Origin of the sequence: Acetobacter pasteurianus subsp. pasteurianus LMG 1262 = NBRC 106471 (assembly GCF_000285275.1) — a bacterium.
GTDB lineage: Bacteria > Pseudomonadota > Alphaproteobacteria > Acetobacterales > Acetobacteraceae > Acetobacter > Acetobacter pasteurianus.
The window spans coordinates 15,531-33,742 of sequence record NZ_CADO01000007.1; the positions used below are offsets into that span (position 1 = coordinate 15,531).

Consider the following 18,212-nt stretch of genomic DNA (forward strand, 5'->3'; position numbering starts at 1 on the left):
AGGTGTTGAGCCCTGCCCTCGTGATTTGTAAGGCCGGCTTGCGGCGAGGTAAAAGAAACGCGCTAAAGAGGCTCTGACACGGCATTTGGCCGGCTGTCATGGTTTCCACGGTCAATTTAAGAGATTGAGCTGCTCTGGCAGGCACATGGGCCTGTCTGCTGCTTGGTCTGACACGCCAGAACCGGATACAAAGACCCATGAGTGACAACAAGATTGCATTTTCTGAAGCGTGGCGCCCCGCAACCCGTCAGCTCCATGCTGGTGTGGAACGCACGGAATATGGTGAAACCAGCGAAGCCGTGTTTCTGACCTCCGGCTTTGTTTATGACAACGCTGAACAAGCCGCCCGCACCTTCCGCGGTGAGGAAGAACACTATCAGTATAGCCGCTTTGGCAACCCCACAGTTGCTGCGCTGGAACGCCGGCTGGCAGATCTGGAAGGTGCAGAGGCCTGTGTGGCAACGGCTACAGGCATGGGTGCTGTTTCCTCCGCCCTGCTCAGCCACGTTAAAGCCGGAGATCGGGTTGTTGCCTCCCGCGCGCTGTTTGGCTCCTGCCACTGGATTGTTGCCAACCTTCTGCCCCGTTATGGTGTAGAAACCGTTTTTGTAGATGGCTGTAACCCGGACGAATGGGCAAAGGCACTTTCCCAACCCACAGCCGCCGTGCTGCTGGAAAGCCCATCCAACCCCATGCTTGATATTCTGGATATCAAGGCCATTTCAGACCTCGCCCACAAGGCTGGTGCAATTGTGGTGGTGGATAACGTATTTGCTTCCCCCGTGTTTCAGAAGCCTCTCCAGTTGGGTGCGGATGTTGTTGTCTATTCCTGCACCAAGCACATTGATGGCCAAGGCCGCGTGCTGGGCGGGGCCGTACTGGGCCGGAAAGACTGGATTACGGAAACACTTCAGCCCTTCACCCGTAATACAGGCAATGCGCTTTCACCTTTCAATGCATGGGTGATGCTCAAGGGGCTGGAAACACTTTCCCTGCGCGTTAACGCCATGGCAGCCAACGCTGCGGCTGTGGCCGATTATCTGGCATCTGCCCCCGGTATTGTCAGCGTGCGCTACCCGGGCCGGGCCGACCACCCGCAGTATGAACTGGCCAAACGCCAGATGAGTGGCAGCGGAAGCCTGATTGCCTTTGAAGTAAAGGGAGGCCAGAATGGCGCGTTTGCCTTCATGGACGCGCTGAAGCTGATTGCCATTTCCAACAACCTTGGGGATGCACGCTCTTTGGTGACACACCCAGCCACAACCACACATTCCAAGGTGAGCGCAGAAGACCGCGCTGTTCTGGGCATTACGGATGGCGCCATCCGCTTTTCCGTCGGGCTGGAAGACAGTGCAGATCTGATTGACGATCTGGCCCGCGGTGTTGCGGCCCTTCAGGCTATCTAAATAAACCCCTCATTGCCCCTCCTGAACCACCATTAAGGTATCGGGAGGGACAATGCTTGGCATAACAGATGGGTTCGTGATAGGTGCAAGCACCATCCCGTACCATAAACAGGATATTCCATGCCCGACTGGGCCACTTCTCCCCTTTTGCAAGATCCAGAAGAAGCCATGAACGAGCTCTTTTCTTCACTGCCTGTCTATGAGGCTGTTACGGAGAATGTGCGCGTGCAGGTGCAGGTGTTCTGGCTACCAGACCAATCCGAACCAGATGAGCATTCCTATTGCTGGGCCTATCGTATCCGCATTGGTAATGATGGCACAGAGCCTGTGCAGCTTCTGGAACGTACGTGGCACATTACGGATACAGCCGGGCATACAGAATATGTGCACGGTTCTGGCGTAGTGGGAGAACTGCCGGTTATTCAGCCCGGTGCGCTGTATGAATATACTTCCGGGGCATCCCTTGCCACGCCGGGCGGATTTATGAGCGGGCATTATCTTATGCAGGACAAAAGCAGCGGCAGACGGTTTGATGCCAGCATCCCTGCTTTCAGTCTGGACAGCCCTTTTCTGCTCCGCCAGATCCACTAATCCGCCCCATCATATCCCTATACTTTTTCTGGAGTGTGGCATGAGCGTGCCTCCGTCTGATACATCTCAACGCCCAACACAAGCCGAAGCAGAACAGGCTGTACGCACCCTGCTACGCTGGGCTGGCGATAACCCGGACCGTGAAGGCCTGCACGATACCCCTGCCCGTGTTGCCCGCGCTTACACCGAATTTTTCTGTGGGTATGAAATTGACCCCGCAGCCCTGTTACGCCGCACCTTTTCCGAAGTGGAAGGGTATGATGAAATTGTGCTGCTGCGTGATATCCGCTTTGAAAGCCATTGTGAGCACCATTTGGCCCCCATTATCGGGCGTGCGCATGTTGCCTATCTGCCGCGCCAGCGCGTTGTAGGCATTTCCAAACTGGCACGTGTGGTGGATGCCTACGCCAAGCGCCTGCAAATTCAGGAACGGCTCACGGCCCAGATCGCCAATACCATCAATGATGAACTGGAACCGCATGGGGTTGCCGTTATTATTGAATCTTCCCACGAATGCATGACAACACGCGGCGTGCACAAGCCCGGTGTTTCCATGGTCACCAGCACCATGCTCGGCGTTTTTCGGGAAAATTCAGACACACGGCGCGAACTGATGGCAATGCTCAACCGCCCTGCCGCCTGCGAATTCTAAAAGAAAAATCTCTCTCCCATCCAGTTTATGATGGGAGAGAAAAAGCCTTTGAGCCTTAGATGCTCACATTTGCACCCAGCACCTTAAGGAACTGAGCCAGCCACGCTGGATGTGCGGGCCATGCTGGAGCTGTTACCAGTTCCCCATCCGTTACGGCTTCTGTTACCGGAATATCAGCATAAGTGCCGCCAGCCAGTTCCACATCCGGGCGGCAGGCTGGGTAAGCCGAAACTTCACGCCCCTTGATAATACCGGCAGCAGCCAGAAGCTGTGCCCCGTGGCAAATGGCAGCAATTGGCCTATCGGCAAATGCTTTTACAATTTCTAGCACCCGCGCATTCAGGCGCAGATATTCGGGCGCACGCCCACCGGGAATAATCAACCCCAGATACTCATCGGTATCAATGGCATCAAAATCTGCATTCAGCACAAACGCATGGCCGGGCTTTTCACTGTATGTCTGCGCGCCTTCAAAATCATGAATGGCCGTCAGCACCTTATCGCCCGCTTTTTTGCCGGGGCAGATCACGTCCACCTTATACCCCACCATAAGCAGAGCCTGATAAGGCACCATGATTTCATAGTCTTCTACGTAATCACCTGCCAGCATTAGCAGTTTGACATCATCAGTCATGATGACCGTTTCCTTTCAAGCCTTCGCGCAAACGCGGCATCAACTCCACAAAGTTACAGGGCCGGTGGCGGCTATCAAGCTGGAAAACCAGAATATCATCCCAACCGTCCTTCACCGCACCGGTAGAACCCGGCAGTGCAAACAGATACGTACCGCCAGCCACACCTGCCAACGCACGAGACTGAATGGTGGATGTGCCGATCTTGCGATAAGACAGCATACGGAACAGTTCACCAAACCCTTCAATGCGTTTTTCCAGCACGCTTTCAAAAGCCTCTGGTGTAACGTCACGGCCGGTTACGCCTGTGCCGCCGTTTGTAATAACAACATCCACCTGTGGGTCAGCAATCCACTTGCGCAGTTGTGCGGCTATCTTGTCTGCATCGTCCGAGATAATGGCCCGCTCCGCCAGAACATGGCCCGCACCTTCCAGCCGCGCAACAAGCGCTGCACCGGAGGTATCTGTTTCCAGTGTGCGCGAATCCGAAACGGTAAGCACTGCAATACGAACAGGAAGAAACGGCAGGTTGGTATCGATTTTAGACATTGAGAGAATCTTATCTCCATAATTCTGATGCAGAACTGCACCATATGGCCGTAATAATGGCCTATTTTTATATAAAAAATCCATTAAACTGCACAACAGCGTCTACAACCGCATAAAAATTGCTTTAGAAAACGGGAACCGCAGTATCCCGAAACCCAAGGCCACACTTTTTTCTGCTGAAACATGAGGTGGCCGAAAGAAATAAAAATTAAGGGAACATGATTAAACGCCTTCACCTCCATTTTCCTTTTCGCGCCTTATGGCCAACCTGCCTGCTTGTTCTATCTCTTTTCGTTGTTTTACCTGCGCACGCACAGTTGCTGACAGGTGGAAACAGCGCAGTGGGTCTCTGGCCCAGCTTGCAGGTAGATAATGAAGCCGATCAGGTAGAAGATCCCGGCCCGCTATTTTCTGCACCGTATGGCAAGGATCACTTCTTTGGAAACTGGTGGGGCGCACAGCCCTGGCTGCTAAGCCACGGCATTCATATTCTGGCAGACGTGCATGAAGAACTTGCAGGCAACTTTCGCGGTGGCCGCAGGAAAGGCGTGGACGATGCCGGCCAGGTAGGTGTTGAACTGGATGTGGATTGGGGCAAGCTGACCAATGCCGACATCATGAAAGGGTTCTGGACCCACATGATGGTGGTAAACGGACATGGTCGTAACCTGAGCACAGATTACATTGGGGATTCACTGGGCGGCGTGCAGCAGATTTATGGCGCACGTGGTAACGTGGTGGCCCATCTTGTTTACCTGTATGGTGAACACGCTTTCCTGCACAATCATGTAGATATCAGCGCAGGCTGGATTCCGGTTGGCAGCTTTTTTGCCGCTTCCCCCCTGTTTTGTATGTACATGAACGTTGCCATGTGCGGGAATCCGGCTCCGACCAAATATACGGAAGGCGCGCGAGACTGGCCATCCGGTAACCTCGGTTTTGTTGCGCGCGTTATGCCCACAAAACAGACCTATATTATGGCTGGCCTGTTTGCTGTTTCCCCCCATGCGTATAACGGCGGCATTTCTGGCTGGGCATGGGCGCAGGATGGCTTGGGCAAGTTCTCATCTCCGGTGGAAATTGGCTGGCTTCCCTCCTTTGGACGCAACCATCTGGTGGGCCACTACAAGGCTGGGTTTGGCTACGATAACTCCAAATACAAAAACCTGCTGAACGACGTAAACGGCAATGCATGGGTGCAAACCGGTGCTCAGCCACAATACGAAGCTGGCCGCGCAAGTGCATGGTTTATGGCTGACCAGATGCTGATGCGGAATGGTGATGGCCCCACCAATGGCCTGATCGCTCTGGCGGGCTGGATGTGGTCTGACGGTAAAACAACTGCCATGTCTCACCACGTATGGGCCGGTATGACGGAAACCGGTGCTGCATGGGGCCGCCCGAATGATAGCGTGGGCGCCATGTTCCAGTGGATGACCATGAGCCGCGCCTCTGTTCTGCAACAGGAAGCTGCATTGGCTGCTGGCGTGCCCTTCCCCGATAACCAGTGGGGCAAGGTATGGGGCATTCAGACGCACGAAAACATCTACGAAGTGTTTTACAACGCACATGTTGCCAATGGCATGTCTTTGCAGCCAGACTTCCAGTATATCAACCGTCCGGGCGGTTCCACCGTGTTCCACGATGCCGCCGTGATGGCGCTTCAGTTTAACGTGGTGATGTAAAACTTTCCTGCGGGCGCAGGCTTAACATCCTGCCCCGCAATGGTGCGAACAGTTGCGCATGACACGTGAAAATAAGGATCTGGAAGCGCGTTGCGGCTTCTGCCAGCACATCAAACAAACGCTCCAGCCGCATTGGGTCTGCAAAACTGAGTGCATCATCCAGCACCAGAATGGCCGGCACACCGCGCCCATGCAGCATTTCAGCAAAACCCAGACGCACCAGAACAGCAATCTGTTCCCGCGTGCCATCAGAGAGATCTGCCACATCTTCGCGCTGATTGCGTGAAAGGGCAGCCACCCCAAAATCTGCATCCATTTCCAGTTCAGCACCGGGGAACAATGCTGAAAATGCGGGCTGCATGGTTTTTACCAGTGGCCCCATATAGCGCGCTGTTTGCTCTTGCTCTGCCTTGCTTAAAACCTGATCGAGCAAAACAAGGGCAGACCTATCCCGCGTGCAGGCTGCCACTTCCATATTCAGGCGCTGCTGTAGCCGGTCTGCCTCTGCTATACGTTCATCCAGCCCTTCACCTTCTGCACCACGCACACGGGTTTCGCGCTCACGTATATCTTCACGCAGGCGGGCTATAGTTTCTCCATCTGTTTTCTGGGCCTGTTCACGCCGCTGAATGCCGCTTTCCACCACAGCTAAAGGCCGTTCTTTTTGGCGTGCGTGTTCACAATGCTCCACCGCTGCCTGTGCAGCCTCCTGCTCCTGCTGGCATAGCTGCTTACGTTGGGCCAGTGCCACATCTGGCTCCCGGCCCTGCCAAAGAGCCAGTTCTCGCTGCACACGGGTCAACCCGACTTCGTGCTGCTGTTGGGCTGCATTGGCTTTATCCAATGCCGTTTTGGCCGTTATGAGCGCCTGTTGGGCATCACGCTCTTTTTCTCTGGCGCGATCTACTGCTAATGCAGCTTCCTGCTCCTGCTGTACGGCTTCATCTGGCTGGCAGTTGAGATCACACTCATCAGCACTACCAATCTGGCTGGCCAGATTTTGCGCCAAAGTCTGTTTTTTCTGCGCGTAAGCGGCTTCCTCCTTCGCCAGAACATGCCGCAATTCCAGCAGAACCTGATCTGGGTTTACGCCCTTTTTACTGGGCGCCGTGGCGGCAAAAACAGCCTTGGCTTCCTTGAGTTGACGTTCTGCCAGACAGTGCTTTTCATACTGTTGTTCGGCGTCTTCCACATTCAAGCATCCAGCCTGTTGCAAAAGATCGGTTAATGCAGCTTGGGCTATCTGTAACGCCTGCTGCAATTCAACCGTATCCCCCCCAACCGAAGGGGTAATAATAAACCGGCCGATACCTTCAATCTGAAGTTCTGCAGGAGCATGTAACAGGCTTTTACCCGATGCACAGGCTTGGCCATTCAACACAACACGCTGCTGCGCTTGTGGCAGCAAATCCATTTCCAGCACCGTTGCCTGCGCTTGCAAATGTTGCTCCAGCGTTGCCACTTTTTGGGCTGCCTTACGCAGGCGCTGAATTTTGGCCTCATCCATAGGCAATGCATCAAACGCTACCTGCGCCTGCTCTATTTGGGCAAAGCGTTCCTGCACATGCTTTAAGTTTTCACGCTGGCGCAAAAGCGCTGCTTCCATATGCTGCACTTCGCGCTGCTGCATAACATGATGCAAAATAGCGCGCCGAACCTGATGCTGCTGCACAGCCTTCTGGCATTCGGCCTGTGCCGCCTGATACCGCAGATTAGCCGCTTTTTCGTGCTCTGCAAGTTCTGCAAGCTCTTGCGTGCTGGCTGCAATCACCTGCTCCAGCCGCGTGCATTCGGCCCGGTATTCTTTCCGGCGTTCCTCTTCATCCCGAATATTCTGGAACTGCTGCAATGCTGCGGCTTTTCTGGCCTGCGCGGCTTTTTCTTCCGCATCCAGATTTCGCAGACGGTCGCGCTCTTCACGCAGCTTATGCAGTTCCTGTTCTTCCTGCTTTTGCCGTTCTGGATTTTCCTGCTCACGCAACGTGCGCCGGGTTTGCTCAAGCAGAACCAAGTCTTCTTCCAGCGCAGTACGCTTGGCATGTAGGCTTTTCAGATTTTCTGCCGCTTTGGCTTGATCATCCAGAAGTTGCTTATAACGCCCTGTCGGTCTGCCTGTTGCGGCTGTTTGCAACTGCCCCAACCGCGCCTTTACACGCTCCAGCAATGCCCCCGCAGCGGCAATACCAGTAACTTCCTGAACACCTTGCTCCAGACAATTCTGAATACTGGAACGGCCAGCGTTGTTTAAAACTGGTGCAACAAAACTTTCCCCCTGACGCACCAAAAGGGCATTCCACAAACCCGTTGCTTCAGTTCTGCCGTCTTTCTCCAGTTCTAACAGAGCGTTCAGACGTTCTTCTGCTGTGTCCCCATCAAAACGCTCCTGCCCCAAATCGAGGCGCGCAAAAGCACCTTTCATGAAGCGTTTTTCCAACCAGCAAGGCTTACCGCTCCATTCAAACCCCACACCAATATGGGGCGCACCTCCGCCATAAGGCTGCATCTCTTTGACAGGCTGGGCTTTGGAACCATGACGCAGGGTTAGCGCAGCGCGCAGAGCCATCAGCAAAGTGGATTTACCGGCTTCATTCGGGGCGGCCAGCACATTCAGCCCTTTGCCCAAACCTTCCAGACGCACTGGAGAGGTAAACCGACGCACACATTCAAGCTGGATATCTGTCAGAATCACGCCGCGGCACCTTCTACTTCATGCCAGAACAGGAACAGCCTTTGCAGGGCCTCCCTTGCCACAGCACCTTCCTCGCCCCCTTGCTCCACCATCTGCAACAATTCCTGTGCTGCCACCTTTACGGTTGCTGAGGCATCAAGACGTTCCAGATCCTGCGCTCCTGCAGCCAGTTGGGGAGCGCCGGTTATACGCAAGCACGCCACTGCACTTTGTAAGCGCGTGAGAATAACGCTTTCGTATTTACGCAAATCATCCACACCCAGCAGGCCAGAAACTTCCAGCCATGCCATAACAATGCTGGGGTTATCGGGGTTTATACCTCTTACGCGGGCTTCCAATGCTTCAATATCTTCACCATTGGTCAGCACAATGTCTTCCAGCTTGCGCCAGATATACTTGCCCGTGCGGTACCGGGAGATAACAGGCTGCGCACATGGGCCATCTACTGTTACCACCAGTGTTTCCCCACCGCCTGCGCCACCCGTTACAAAGCGGTCCGTTTCCGGGGTGCCGGAATAACAGGTGCGGGCATCAATCTGGCAAAACCCGTGCCAGTCCCCTAACCCCAGATAAGCAAGCCCGGCCTGTTTGGCCCGATCCAGCGCAATAGGATTATGCTTGGCTTCCTGCCCATTGCTGAACCCCACAACAGACCCATGAGCCAACCCAATGCGCAGAGCATCTGGTGGCGTTACCTCATCATTCATGTAATCCGTGAGATCAGAAAGCGTATGGCGGCGCTTGAGCACGGCAGGCAACAACCATGCATTATGGGCTTTATCTATCTCTACCGCCTGCGGGCACGTGTGCAGATGCACATTATCCGGCACAGCATCTTCTCGCCTTAAACGTGCCCACACGCCTTCTGGCGTATCTGCATCATGGTTACCGGGAATAAGGTGCCACTGCACATCGGGGAACTGCCGCATCCGCTCCATAGGCTGGTGCAATGTGCGCCTTTCTGGCGTTTCGTGTTCATAAATATCACCCGCTACCAGCACGCAGGCTGCACCTTCCTGCCGGGCCAGAGCGCCAATATTGCGCACAACATCTACACGCGCAGCCTGTAGCGCGCCCAAGGTATCATCATCTGCAAAACTGAATGTCTTGCCGATCTGCCAGTCTGATGTGTGGATAAATTTCATGAACTCTGGCGCACTCCATCATGCAGCTGGCAGAAAAATTTCACTTTCCCATGACATACCCAGATCGTGAGCTGCCATCCCTTAACCTCACTTCATCTTATCTTATCATTAGGTTAGATATAATTCATACCCTCGCCATCTGGCCTGACCCGCGTTAAGCGCAACCCCCCTCGTCACTCATGGCATCACGCCAAATATTATATTTTATTTTAAGAAGCATGCTGATACTGCGAGATTCGCTTAAACCCGCCCTGTCTGGCTGGAAGTGGCATGCCCCCTGATGTGAAGCAAAGAGGTTAAAAACAGCACAGACATGACAACAGAAACACCGGCAGCATTCCGTATGGGATCTTGGAAGACATTGTTTCTTCCCCTGCCACGCAGCATCTTCGCACATGGCTGGTTTCTGTTTTGTCTGCGCACGTGGCTGTCTGCTGTTCTAGCACTTTCCACCGCTTTCTGGCTCCAGCTTTCCTCCCCTGGTTCTGCTGCCGTTACGGTTATGATTCTGGCGCAGCCCACACGTGGGCAGGTGCTCTCCAAAGCACTTTACCGGCTGGCTGGCACAATTATTGGCGCGTTTGTCGCGCTTTTTCTAACCGCCTGCTTTAATCAGGAACGTGGGGTTTTTCTGGGCGGTGTGGCGCTATGGCTTACCCTATGCACCATTATGGGCACATTGGAGCGAGACTTCCGCGCCTATGCGGCCATGCTTTCTGGCTACACCGTAGCCATTGTGGGCATTAGCTGCATTGATAACCCGGCTTCCATCTTTGATGTGACCGTTAACCGTGTGTCCGCCATTGTGGTGGGCATTGCGGCCACGGCCGCCATTAACGATGTGTTTGGCTCCCCCACCGCGTTTGAAAAACTGGCAGCCAACCTGCGCCGCACAGGTGAAATGGTGCAGCGCATTGCGCGTGATGCCGTAGCCGGCCACGGTGTGCCTGATGACATGACATGCGCTGGCCTTGCGGGCGAAATTATTGCCCTGACATCTCAGGTCTCATTCGCCAAAACTGAGCTTGCTGATGCCAAGCTGCGCCTTGCCGGTGCGCGTTCTGCCATGGTGGCGCTACTAGAAATGCTAACCTGTAGCCGTGCCATTGCCAACGTGCTGCGCCGTGGCAACATTTCCGGCCCCATACTCAAACACATCCGCACATCATTTGGTGACGGCACTCCGGTAGAATCCCCCCTTCAGGCTGTGCATGATCTGGAAGATCTGGCCAAGGAAGCCCACGCAGAGGAAGCCTCGCTTGGGCCAACGCTAGATGAAGCATGGCTGATTGAACGCTCCATGGCGCTTCTGTCTGATGCACGATGGGCGGCAGATGGCATAGATGCGCTCCAACATGGGCAGCGGGCCCGCACACAGGCGCCGGAACTCAAGATCGATCAGCATCATGATGTTATCGCAGCCCTCCTCAACGGCCTGCGAACCCTGATTGGGTTTTCTGTTGCGGCCGGGCTTTGCATTATCTCTGATATTCCTGCCACCTATAGCGCGCTTTCTCAGGTGGCCATTATTCTCACTTTGGCGGCCACCACTTATAATGCGCGCGGTTTCGGCATGGGTGCCCTTATTGGCACACCTTTGGCTATTGCCGTGGCTGCAGTGCTGAACTTTGGCGTATTACCCCACGGCGCAGACATGCCTTTTCTGGCAATGGCCATTCTCCCGATTATCTTTGGGGGTTGCCTGCTGTTAATGAACCCCAAGACAGCCACGATCGGGTTTAACGCAGGCGTTTTCTTCTTTGTTATTCTGGGTGTAGCCAACCAGCAAAACTACGAGCCTTCTGCGTTTATAGACCGCAACGTGCTGTACCTGTTTGCAGCTATTATCATCTTTATTTCACTGGTGCTGCTGCTACCACCTTCCGCTACGGGCAGGCGCTTTAGGGTTGGTATTACCATTGGACACGATTTGCTGCTTCAGTTTGAAGGGCATGGTGAACAAGCCGGTTCTGCCCTGATCAGCCGCCATTATGATCGGCTGTGCCGCATTCTGGAATGGAACCGCTACCTCCCCAACAACAAGGCCAAGCAGCGTGTTTTCTCACGCCTCGCCAGCTTGGATGAACTGAATGTGGAACTGGCACGTGCACGCCGCCACCTGCAACGTGCCGCCACCATTCCCGCCATCCGGCTGGATGCGGAATCTGCCTACCGCGCCACCATTATCTACAACGTGGATTCAGCCCTTTACCGCATGAAGCGCAAGGCACGCGTTTTGCTGGACCATTCCATCAACCTGCCTCATGGCCAGATGGCAACTGCCCTTGCCGCCGTATCTGCCATGGTTGGCGCCATACATCTACTGGAACACAACCGTTCCGCTTTGCATCTGTACGACCTTATCCCTGTGCCAGATCAGCAATGGAAGGCCCGCTAACATGGAATTACGCCCTGTTCTGGACATAGGCGGGCTGCTTGTTTCGTCCTTTGTTGTCCATGCCGGATTGGCTATTGCCACCCTGCTGGCTCTTAACCCGGTTCTATCCAAAGTACGTGCCCGCCGCGTGGTATGGAACCTGCCTCTGGCTGAATTTGGCATTCTGATATGCCTTATCGGCCTTTACACCATTTTGTTGTGAAAGGGCTTTCCGACCGTGTTTGAGCGCGCCCGCCGCGTCCTGCAGTTTATCACAACGGGGACCATTCTTGCCATTGCAGCCGTTGTTTGCTTCGTACTGTGGGATTACTACACAGCCGCCCCCTGGACCCGAAACGGACAAGTACGTGTACAGGTTGCAGACATTGCCCCGCGTGTTTCTGGCCAGATTATTGCTGTGCGCGTGCGGGACAACCAGTTTGTGCATGCTGGAGACATTCTGTACGAAATTGATCCGTTTGACTTCAAAGTCGCGCTGGCAACGGCAACGGCTGTGGTCAATCAGCGCAAAGCGGATATGGCGCTGAAAGACACGCAGGAATTCCGGCGTGACAAGCTGACAGACGCTGCGGCCTCCCGCGAAGAAAAGCAGGTTTATCAAGCCACGGCAGATATTGCCAAAGCCGCTTATGCGCAGGCATTGGCCAATCTTTCCCAAGCCAAAATCAACCTTGATCGTACATATGTGCGCAGCACGGTAACGGGTTACGTCAACAACCTCATCATGCGTGTGGGTGATTACGCAACGGCTGGTAAATCCAATATTGAGGTCATTGATGCCTCATCTTACTGGGTGGATGGATATTTTGAGGAAACAAAAATCCGCTCCATCCATGTTGGAGACCGCGTGCGGCTAGACCTTATGGGGTATCGTGAACCCATGTGGGGCCATGTGGTAAGCCTTACGCGCGGCATTGCCACGGCCAACGCAGCTACTGCAACACAGGGCCTACCATCGGTTGATCCGGTTTATACATGGGTGCGTCTAGCGCAGCGTATTCCCGTACGTGTGCAGATAGACAGCATCCCCCCCGGCACCCAGTTGGCCGCTGGCATGACTAGCACGGTGACTGTTGTGGGCAGCAAAGGCAAACGCGCACACGATACACTTACTGAAGCACTGGACCGTATGCACGATGCCTTAATGGGTGGTACAGGTGGCAGTGGGCTACGCCATTAAAACAGGATAGACGCACCCCTCAGGCACTGGCAGAAAGAAGGCATGCTGTATTCTTTTTTTCGTTCAGAAGTTTGCGCTGCAACGGCTCTCTGCCTAGCAATTTTTCTGCCCTCCGTTGCCTGTGGGGCAGAAAAAAACCAAAGCCCAACGCTTAATATTGCAGCGCCCTGCCTGAACAGCCTGCATATCCGCGCCCAAAAAGGCGTAACGCGGCCTGAACCAGAAAATGGCCAATGGCCTACGGGCATTCAACTAACTGCCAACCCGGATGGCAGCCTATCTGTTACAGGGCAAAGCTGTCGGGCAGATACCAATCTTACGCTCACCACCGCACCTAATATGCCGCTGGTTATTACCAGCACAGGCAAAGCATCCATTCAGGTGGATGACCGTAAAGGCCCTGTTTTTCTTCAGGCTGGCAGCGGAGCCGTAACACTAGGGCGTGCTGCGGAACTGAATGTTGTGTCTGATTCCACAGGAGCCATTACCATTCCTGTATTGGCGGACTCTGCACGCTTGCGTTCCACGCTTTCTGCCCCATTCAATATCGGGAAAGTGCAAGCTCCGGCCCTGGCTGTTTATATTGGTGGCTCTGCGGCCTTTACGGCCCAGCAAGGCACACTGGAAGCATTGGAAATTACATCCAACAGCACAGCAGATGCTGTATTTCACGGCGAAACATCCGTGGCGGCCCTGCATGTTGAAAATGCAGGCAATATTTTAGTGGATAAAGCCACCGGCACCTTGGCCACAGAGCGTGACGGCAAAGGGAAAATTGTTGTGACCTCAACCCAAGGCAACCACTAGCCCGCATTCTGCGCTGTAAATGCGGATCGAGCATGGTCTTTCAATATGAAAGCCCTTAAAACGTCGGTGCACTTTTAACCGATATATCAAGGACTCTCTAAATGTCTGATACCCTGCCCGACCGCCTTTCCGTAAACCCGGAAAGCCCTTTTTATAATGAAGACCTACTGGCCCGGGGCATTGGCGTGCGCTTTAAGGGCGTAGAAAAAACAAATGTTGAAGAATACTGCATCAGCGAAGGTTGGGTGCGTGTGGCCGTAGGCAAAACGGTAGACCGGCGTGGCAACCCCCTTACCATGAAGCTGAGTGGCCCGGTTGAAGTGTGGGTCAAGGACTGACCTGCCCTCCACACATATCCCAAATACAATTAAATACTTTATTAAATTGTAGATGTTTGGGATAGTGCACCCACGTCAACGTGAGATTCAGGGAGACTTCCATGACTCAAACAGAAAACTCCACAACACCAGATCTACGCTACACTGTTGTTGTCGTGGGTGGTGGATCGGCCGGTATTGCCGTAGCAGCCCGCCTGCTGCGTGAACGCTCCACACTTGATATTGCCATTATCGACCCCGCAACCACCCATGCCTATCAGCCAGGCTGGACATTGGTTGGTGCCGGCGTAATGAAGCTGCGGAGCACGCTGGATCAGGAAGGTGGCGTTATTCCCAAAGGCTGCACATGGCTGCGTGCTGCTGCGGCATCCTTCCAGCCTGATGATAACATGGTGACGCTGGAAGATGGCCGCACCGTTGCTTACAACCGCCTGATTGTTTGCCCCGGCCTCCAACTTGATTGGAACAAGATTGAAGGCCTAACAGATACGCTGGGCCGTAACGGCGTGTGCAGTAACTATTCCAAAGATACCGTGGAATATACATGGACATGCATTCAGTCCCTTTCCGGCGGCACGGCATTGTTCACCCAGCCGCCCATGCCTATCAAATGCGCAGGCGCACCGCAGAAAATTGCCTATCTGGCATCTGATTACTGGCGCAAGCAGGGCACGCTTAACCGTACCAATGTAGATTTCTGCATGACCGGTGATGCACTGTTTGGCGTTGGTTACTATCGCCCCGGTTTGCAGGAAGCCGTGGACTATTACGGCATTAACGTGCTGTACAAACACACGCTGATTGCCGTAAACGGGCCGGAACACAAAGCAACCTTTGCCGTTACCGGGCCAGATGGCAAAGTTACAAATGTGGTGAAAGAGTTTGACATGCTGCATGTCACCCCACCACAGAGCGCTCCGGACTTTATCAAGAAAAGCCCCTTGGCAAATGAAGGTGGCTGGCTGGATGTAGACCCCAGCACGCTCCAGCACACCAAGTATCCGTTCATCTTTGGTATGGGCGATGTTATTGGCACCTCCAACGCCAAAACCATGGCCGCTGCCCGTGCGCAAACCCCGGTAGTCACAGCAAACGTTCTGGCATCTCTGGATGGCAAGCCACTGACAGGCAGCTACGATGGATACGGTGCTTGCCCGCTGACTGTTGCTTACGGCAAGGTTATTCTGGCGGAGTTCCTGTACGGCGGCAAACCTGCCCCCAGCTTCCCTTACGATCAGCGCAAGCCTAGCCGCTTTGCCTGGTTCCTGAAGACAACCGTATTCCCACGTGTTTACTGGGATATGATGTTGAAGGGGCGTGATATTGAAATGCCGCACCATCCTGAATGGGTGAAGAAGTAAGCACCTCCCTTTCTGATTTTTCTTTCAGAAAGCGGACATAAAAAAGCCTCCCGATATTTTCGGGAGGCTTTTTTGTTACCCAGTTCTTGGGGCCTGCTTTTATCAGGCCTCGTCTATAGGCCGCTTGGGCAGCAGGGCTGGCACAAACACAAGCGTGGCCAACAGCGTGCAACCCAGAGAAAGCAGCAGCAACCGCCCCATGCTCGCCGTGCCCGGATGGTGCGAAAGGGCCAGCGAGCCAAAGGCCGTGCCTGTTGTAAGGGCTGAGAACAACACAGCACGCGCGGTCGGAGAAGCCAGCGGATACTTCACACCATCCCGCCAGTTCATGACGAAATAGATGTTGAAGGAAACCCCAACCCCCAGCAGCAGAGGCAATGCGATAATGTTGGCAAAGTTTAGGGTTTCGGGCAGCAGCACAATCAGAATAACCGTCATCAAGGCGGAAAGCAGCAGCGGTGCCAGCACCAGCGCCATATCCTTAACGCGGCGCAGAGCCAGCATGAGAATAACGGCAATCATCACAATAGCTGCACCGGCTGCCTGTTCAAACGCCTTCACAATGGAACGTGCGCTTTCCACAATATCAACCGCTGTGCCAGCCATTTGCGGCTCTACTTTCTGCAAAGAAGCCACAAATTTACGCAGCGCGCCGGAATTGGACATCACACCCTTAGGATGCACTTCCACCAAAGCGCGACCATCTGGCAGCAAATAGTCATCTGCAATTTCAGCGGGCACGTCCTTAATGCTTACAGGCGTTGCCTGAAGCATGGTGCGTAGCTGATCCAGCTCTGTCGGCAGAAAGCGGACCAATGCGGTATTAGCCGCCTGCACTGTGGCATCTGGAGCTTCTGCCAATTTGGTCAGAGCAGCCTGAATACGACGTAACGGATCCTGCGCTGGCAGCTTATCCAGCACACCCGCCAAGGCAACAGATGTATCATGCGCGGATTTACGCAGATCATCCGCTGTTGGGGCTGCTTTTGGCTGTGGCACAATAAGCGTTGGCAACAGAATGGAAGCAGCGTCCTGAATAAGGGCCAGTTTCTGCTGCTGCTGGGTTGGTACAAAGGAACCCAGCCACATCACATCATTCACATCAGGCAGGCCAGAAAGACGCGTGGTTTCTTTTTCTGCATCCGCAAGAGAATGCACCAGAAGTTCTGCACTGTAAGGAGATGTCTGTGGGTTGTTGATCAGCAGTTTAAGGGCACGCATCCCTTCCGAATTCGGATTTTTGGTATGCAGCGGGTCACCATCAAACTGTAAGCTAGGCACCAGAGCCAAACCCACCAGAGCCACCAGCGTAAAGAAGCCCAGAAGCAGCTTGCGCGTATGGCGGATTTTAATATCCACCGGCTTCATGAACGCATAGCCCATGCTGGGGCAGTTAAGTGGTGGATGGCAGATTTTCAGCAACGCAGGCAAAAGCGTGGTGGTGCAGATAAAGGCCACCAGCATGCCAATACCGGCAATAAGACCAAGCTGGGCAACACCCAAAAAAGCTGTAGGCGTAAAGGCCAGAAACCCAGCAGATGTTGCCAGAGCCGCGACAAGAATCTGATGCCCTGTTTCCTCACCCGTCAGGCGCAGGGCTTCAAAAACGCCTTCTTCACCCGGCTGCGTAGGTGTTTGAGCACGGAAGCGCACAGAAAACTGGATGGCAAAATCCACCGCAATGCCAACAAACAGAATAGCAAATGCCACGGAAATCAGGTTCAGCGTACCAACAGCCACCGCAGCAAAACCGGTTGTCAGCAACAGGCCCACAACAAGCGTGACCACAATAGGCAGCACCACACGCCATGTTCTGACAGCAAGCGTCAGCCACAGGGTAACAAGTGCCAGAGAACCCAGAAGCCCTGCCACCATGCCTTCTGCCACGGTTGCAAATTCTTCATCATCCAGCTGCACCTGCCCGGTCAGATAAACCTTGGCGTGCCCATTTTTAACAAATTCCAGAGAACTCACAGCCTGCCGCATGGCATCTGCCGCGGCGCCACCCGGCTGAAAGGACCCGTAATCCAAGATCGGCTTGGTGATAACAAACTGGTAGTTACCAGCCAGATCAGAAAGCTTGCCGCCCAAAAGCTGCTGCCAGGACATAGCCTCAGCATGCCCAGCCACAGCCTGTTCCAGCGTATTGGCAAACCCAGACAAAGGTGCCTGAAAGCCAGACAGATTGGCCTGATCCTGTTTTACACCTTCTGCCATAAGGGAGAGAGCACCAAACAACCCACGTGCTGAAGGATCCTGCGCCAACGCCGCCAGGAATGGCTGCGCTGTAATGGTATCATTCAGCACCTGAGAAAGCGGTTGAGGCTCCAGAAACATCAAGCCATTGCGCAGCAGATACGGGTTGGCATCTGGCCTATGCGCAAAAGAAAAATGTGTATGGTCGGCACTTATCTTGGCAGCCAGTTCCCGCGCTGTTTCCTGCCCTTCTTCTGGCATTTTGGCCTGAATAACAGCTACCAGAAGGTTTTCCTTCTGGGGGAACAAACGCCCCATTTCATCGGAACGCTGCTTCCACTCCAAACGGGGGGAAAGCATTTTGCTGGTATCTGTCGTTACTCCCAGACGGGTCATGCCAGCGTAAACGCCTGCCCCCGAAAGCACGAGAAACAACGCCACAACAGCCCAGGCATGGCGGGCGCAGAACGTAATGAAACGACCTATGGGTGCAAACAGCATGATGAACGACAGGATCCCAAAATAATCACAGCCCAAGCAGACAGGGCTGTCATGGTTTGCCCAACCCCCCAGCCAGAAGCAA

At 54.1% G+C, this 18,212-nt stretch carries 15 protein-coding genes and 1 riboswitch; of the genes, 10 read left to right on the plus strand and 5 right to left on the minus strand.

Going from position 1 to position 18,212, the window contains the following annotated elements:
- The first annotated feature begins 7 nt into the window (after window positions 1–7).
- A riboswitch (SAM riboswitch) is annotated at window positions 8–87 on the plus strand.
- A 110-nt stretch (window positions 88–197) separates the two neighbouring features.
- From metZ to folE, 3 genes are all read left to right on the plus strand, one after another.
- Window positions 198–1,406, plus strand: coding sequence for an O-succinylhomoserine sulfhydrylase (metZ, locus tag APA10_RS02640; protein ID WP_003630068.1), 1,209 nt, complete (start codon window positions 198–200; stop codon window positions 1,404–1,406).
- Between the two features lie 120 nt (window positions 1,407–1,526).
- Entirely contained in the window at window positions 1,527–1,997 is a 471-nt protein-coding gene (gene apaG, locus APA10_RS02645; protein ID WP_003624542.1) for a Co2+/Mg2+ efflux protein ApaG, read from the plus strand.
- A gap of 40 nt (window positions 1,998–2,037) precedes the next feature.
- Window positions 2,038–2,649 carry a GTP cyclohydrolase I FolE gene (gene folE / locus APA10_RS02650; protein WP_003630067.1) on the plus strand — a complete coding sequence of 204 codons (612 nt, stop codon included), beginning with the start codon at window positions 2,038–2,040 and terminating at the stop codon, window positions 2,647–2,649.
- 55 nt (window positions 2,650–2,704) lie between these two features.
- Here folE and APA10_RS02655 read toward each other — a convergent pair whose 3' ends face one another.
- Both APA10_RS02655 and moaB read right to left on the minus strand, forming a co-directional pair.
- Complete coding sequence (locus tag APA10_RS02655; RefSeq protein ID WP_003630066.1) at window positions 2,705–3,283, minus strand: DJ-1/PfpI family protein; 579 nt, start codon at window positions 3,281–3,283, stop codon at window positions 2,705–2,707.
- Entirely contained in the window at window positions 3,276–3,914 is a 639-nt protein-coding gene (moaB, locus tag APA10_RS02660; RefSeq protein WP_003630065.1) for a molybdenum cofactor biosynthesis protein B, read from the minus strand. Before moaB ends, APA10_RS02655 begins: the two co-directional genes overlap by 8 nt.
- 134 nt (window positions 3,915–4,048) lie before the next feature.
- Between moaB and APA10_RS02665 the strand changes: the two genes are divergently transcribed.
- The gene (locus APA10_RS02665; RefSeq protein ID WP_003630064.1) at window positions 4,049–5,515 is read left to right on the plus strand and encodes a carbohydrate porin; all 1,467 of its coding nucleotides are present in this window, start codon (window positions 4,049–4,051) and stop codon (window positions 5,513–5,515) included.
- Here the strand turns inward: APA10_RS02665 and APA10_RS02670 are convergent.
- Window positions 5,499–8,204 carry an AAA family ATPase gene (locus APA10_RS02670; protein ID WP_003630063.1) on the minus strand — a complete coding sequence of 902 codons (2,706 nt, stop codon included), beginning with the start codon at window positions 8,202–8,204 and terminating at the stop codon, window positions 5,499–5,501. The genes APA10_RS02665 and APA10_RS02670 overlap by 17 nt on opposite strands.
- The gene (locus tag APA10_RS02675; protein WP_003630062.1) at window positions 8,201–9,349 is read right to left on the minus strand and encodes a metallophosphoesterase family protein; all 1,149 of its coding nucleotides are present in this window, start codon (window positions 9,347–9,349) and stop codon (window positions 8,201–8,203) included. Before APA10_RS02675 ends, APA10_RS02670 begins: the two co-directional genes overlap by 4 nt.
- 313 nt (window positions 9,350–9,662) lie before the next feature.
- On the opposite strand from APA10_RS02675, the gene APA10_RS02680 reads away from it, so the two are divergent.
- From APA10_RS02680 to APA10_RS02705, 6 genes are all read left to right on the plus strand, one after another.
- Window positions 9,663–11,747 (plus strand): FUSC family protein, encoded by a 2,085-nt coding sequence (locus APA10_RS02680; protein WP_003630061.1) that lies wholly within the window; start codon window positions 9,663–9,665, stop codon window positions 11,745–11,747.
- Between the two features lies 1 nt (window position 11,748).
- Window positions 11,749–11,949: a DUF1656 domain-containing protein gene (locus APA10_RS02685; RefSeq protein WP_003624554.1), complete on the plus strand. Its 201-nt coding sequence runs from the start codon at window positions 11,749–11,751 to the stop codon at window positions 11,947–11,949.
- A gap of 15 nt (window positions 11,950–11,964) precedes the next feature.
- Window positions 11,965–12,927: an efflux RND transporter periplasmic adaptor subunit gene (locus tag APA10_RS02690; protein WP_003630060.1), complete on the plus strand. Its 963-nt coding sequence runs from the start codon at window positions 11,965–11,967 to the stop codon at window positions 12,925–12,927.
- A 42-nt stretch (window positions 12,928–12,969) separates the two neighbouring features.
- Window positions 12,970–13,734: a hypothetical protein gene (locus APA10_RS02695; protein ID WP_003630058.1), complete on the plus strand. Its 765-nt coding sequence runs from the start codon at window positions 12,970–12,972 to the stop codon at window positions 13,732–13,734.
- 101 nt (window positions 13,735–13,835) lie between these two features.
- Window positions 13,836–14,072, plus strand: a complete 237-nt coding sequence (locus APA10_RS02700; RefSeq protein ID WP_003624557.1) for a DUF3297 family protein — start codon at window positions 13,836–13,838, stop codon at window positions 14,070–14,072.
- Window positions 14,073–14,173: 101 nt separating this feature from the next.
- Window positions 14,174–15,433, plus strand: a complete 1,260-nt coding sequence (locus APA10_RS02705; RefSeq protein WP_003624558.1) for an NAD(P)/FAD-dependent oxidoreductase — start codon at window positions 14,174–14,176, stop codon at window positions 15,431–15,433.
- A gap of 102 nt (window positions 15,434–15,535) precedes the next feature.
- Here APA10_RS02705 and APA10_RS02710 read toward each other — a convergent pair whose 3' ends face one another.
- Entirely contained in the window at window positions 15,536–18,130 is a 2,595-nt protein-coding gene (locus APA10_RS02710) for an MMPL family transporter (RefSeq protein ID WP_003630057.1), read from the minus strand.
- Between the last annotated feature and the right edge of the window lie 82 nt (window positions 18,131–18,212).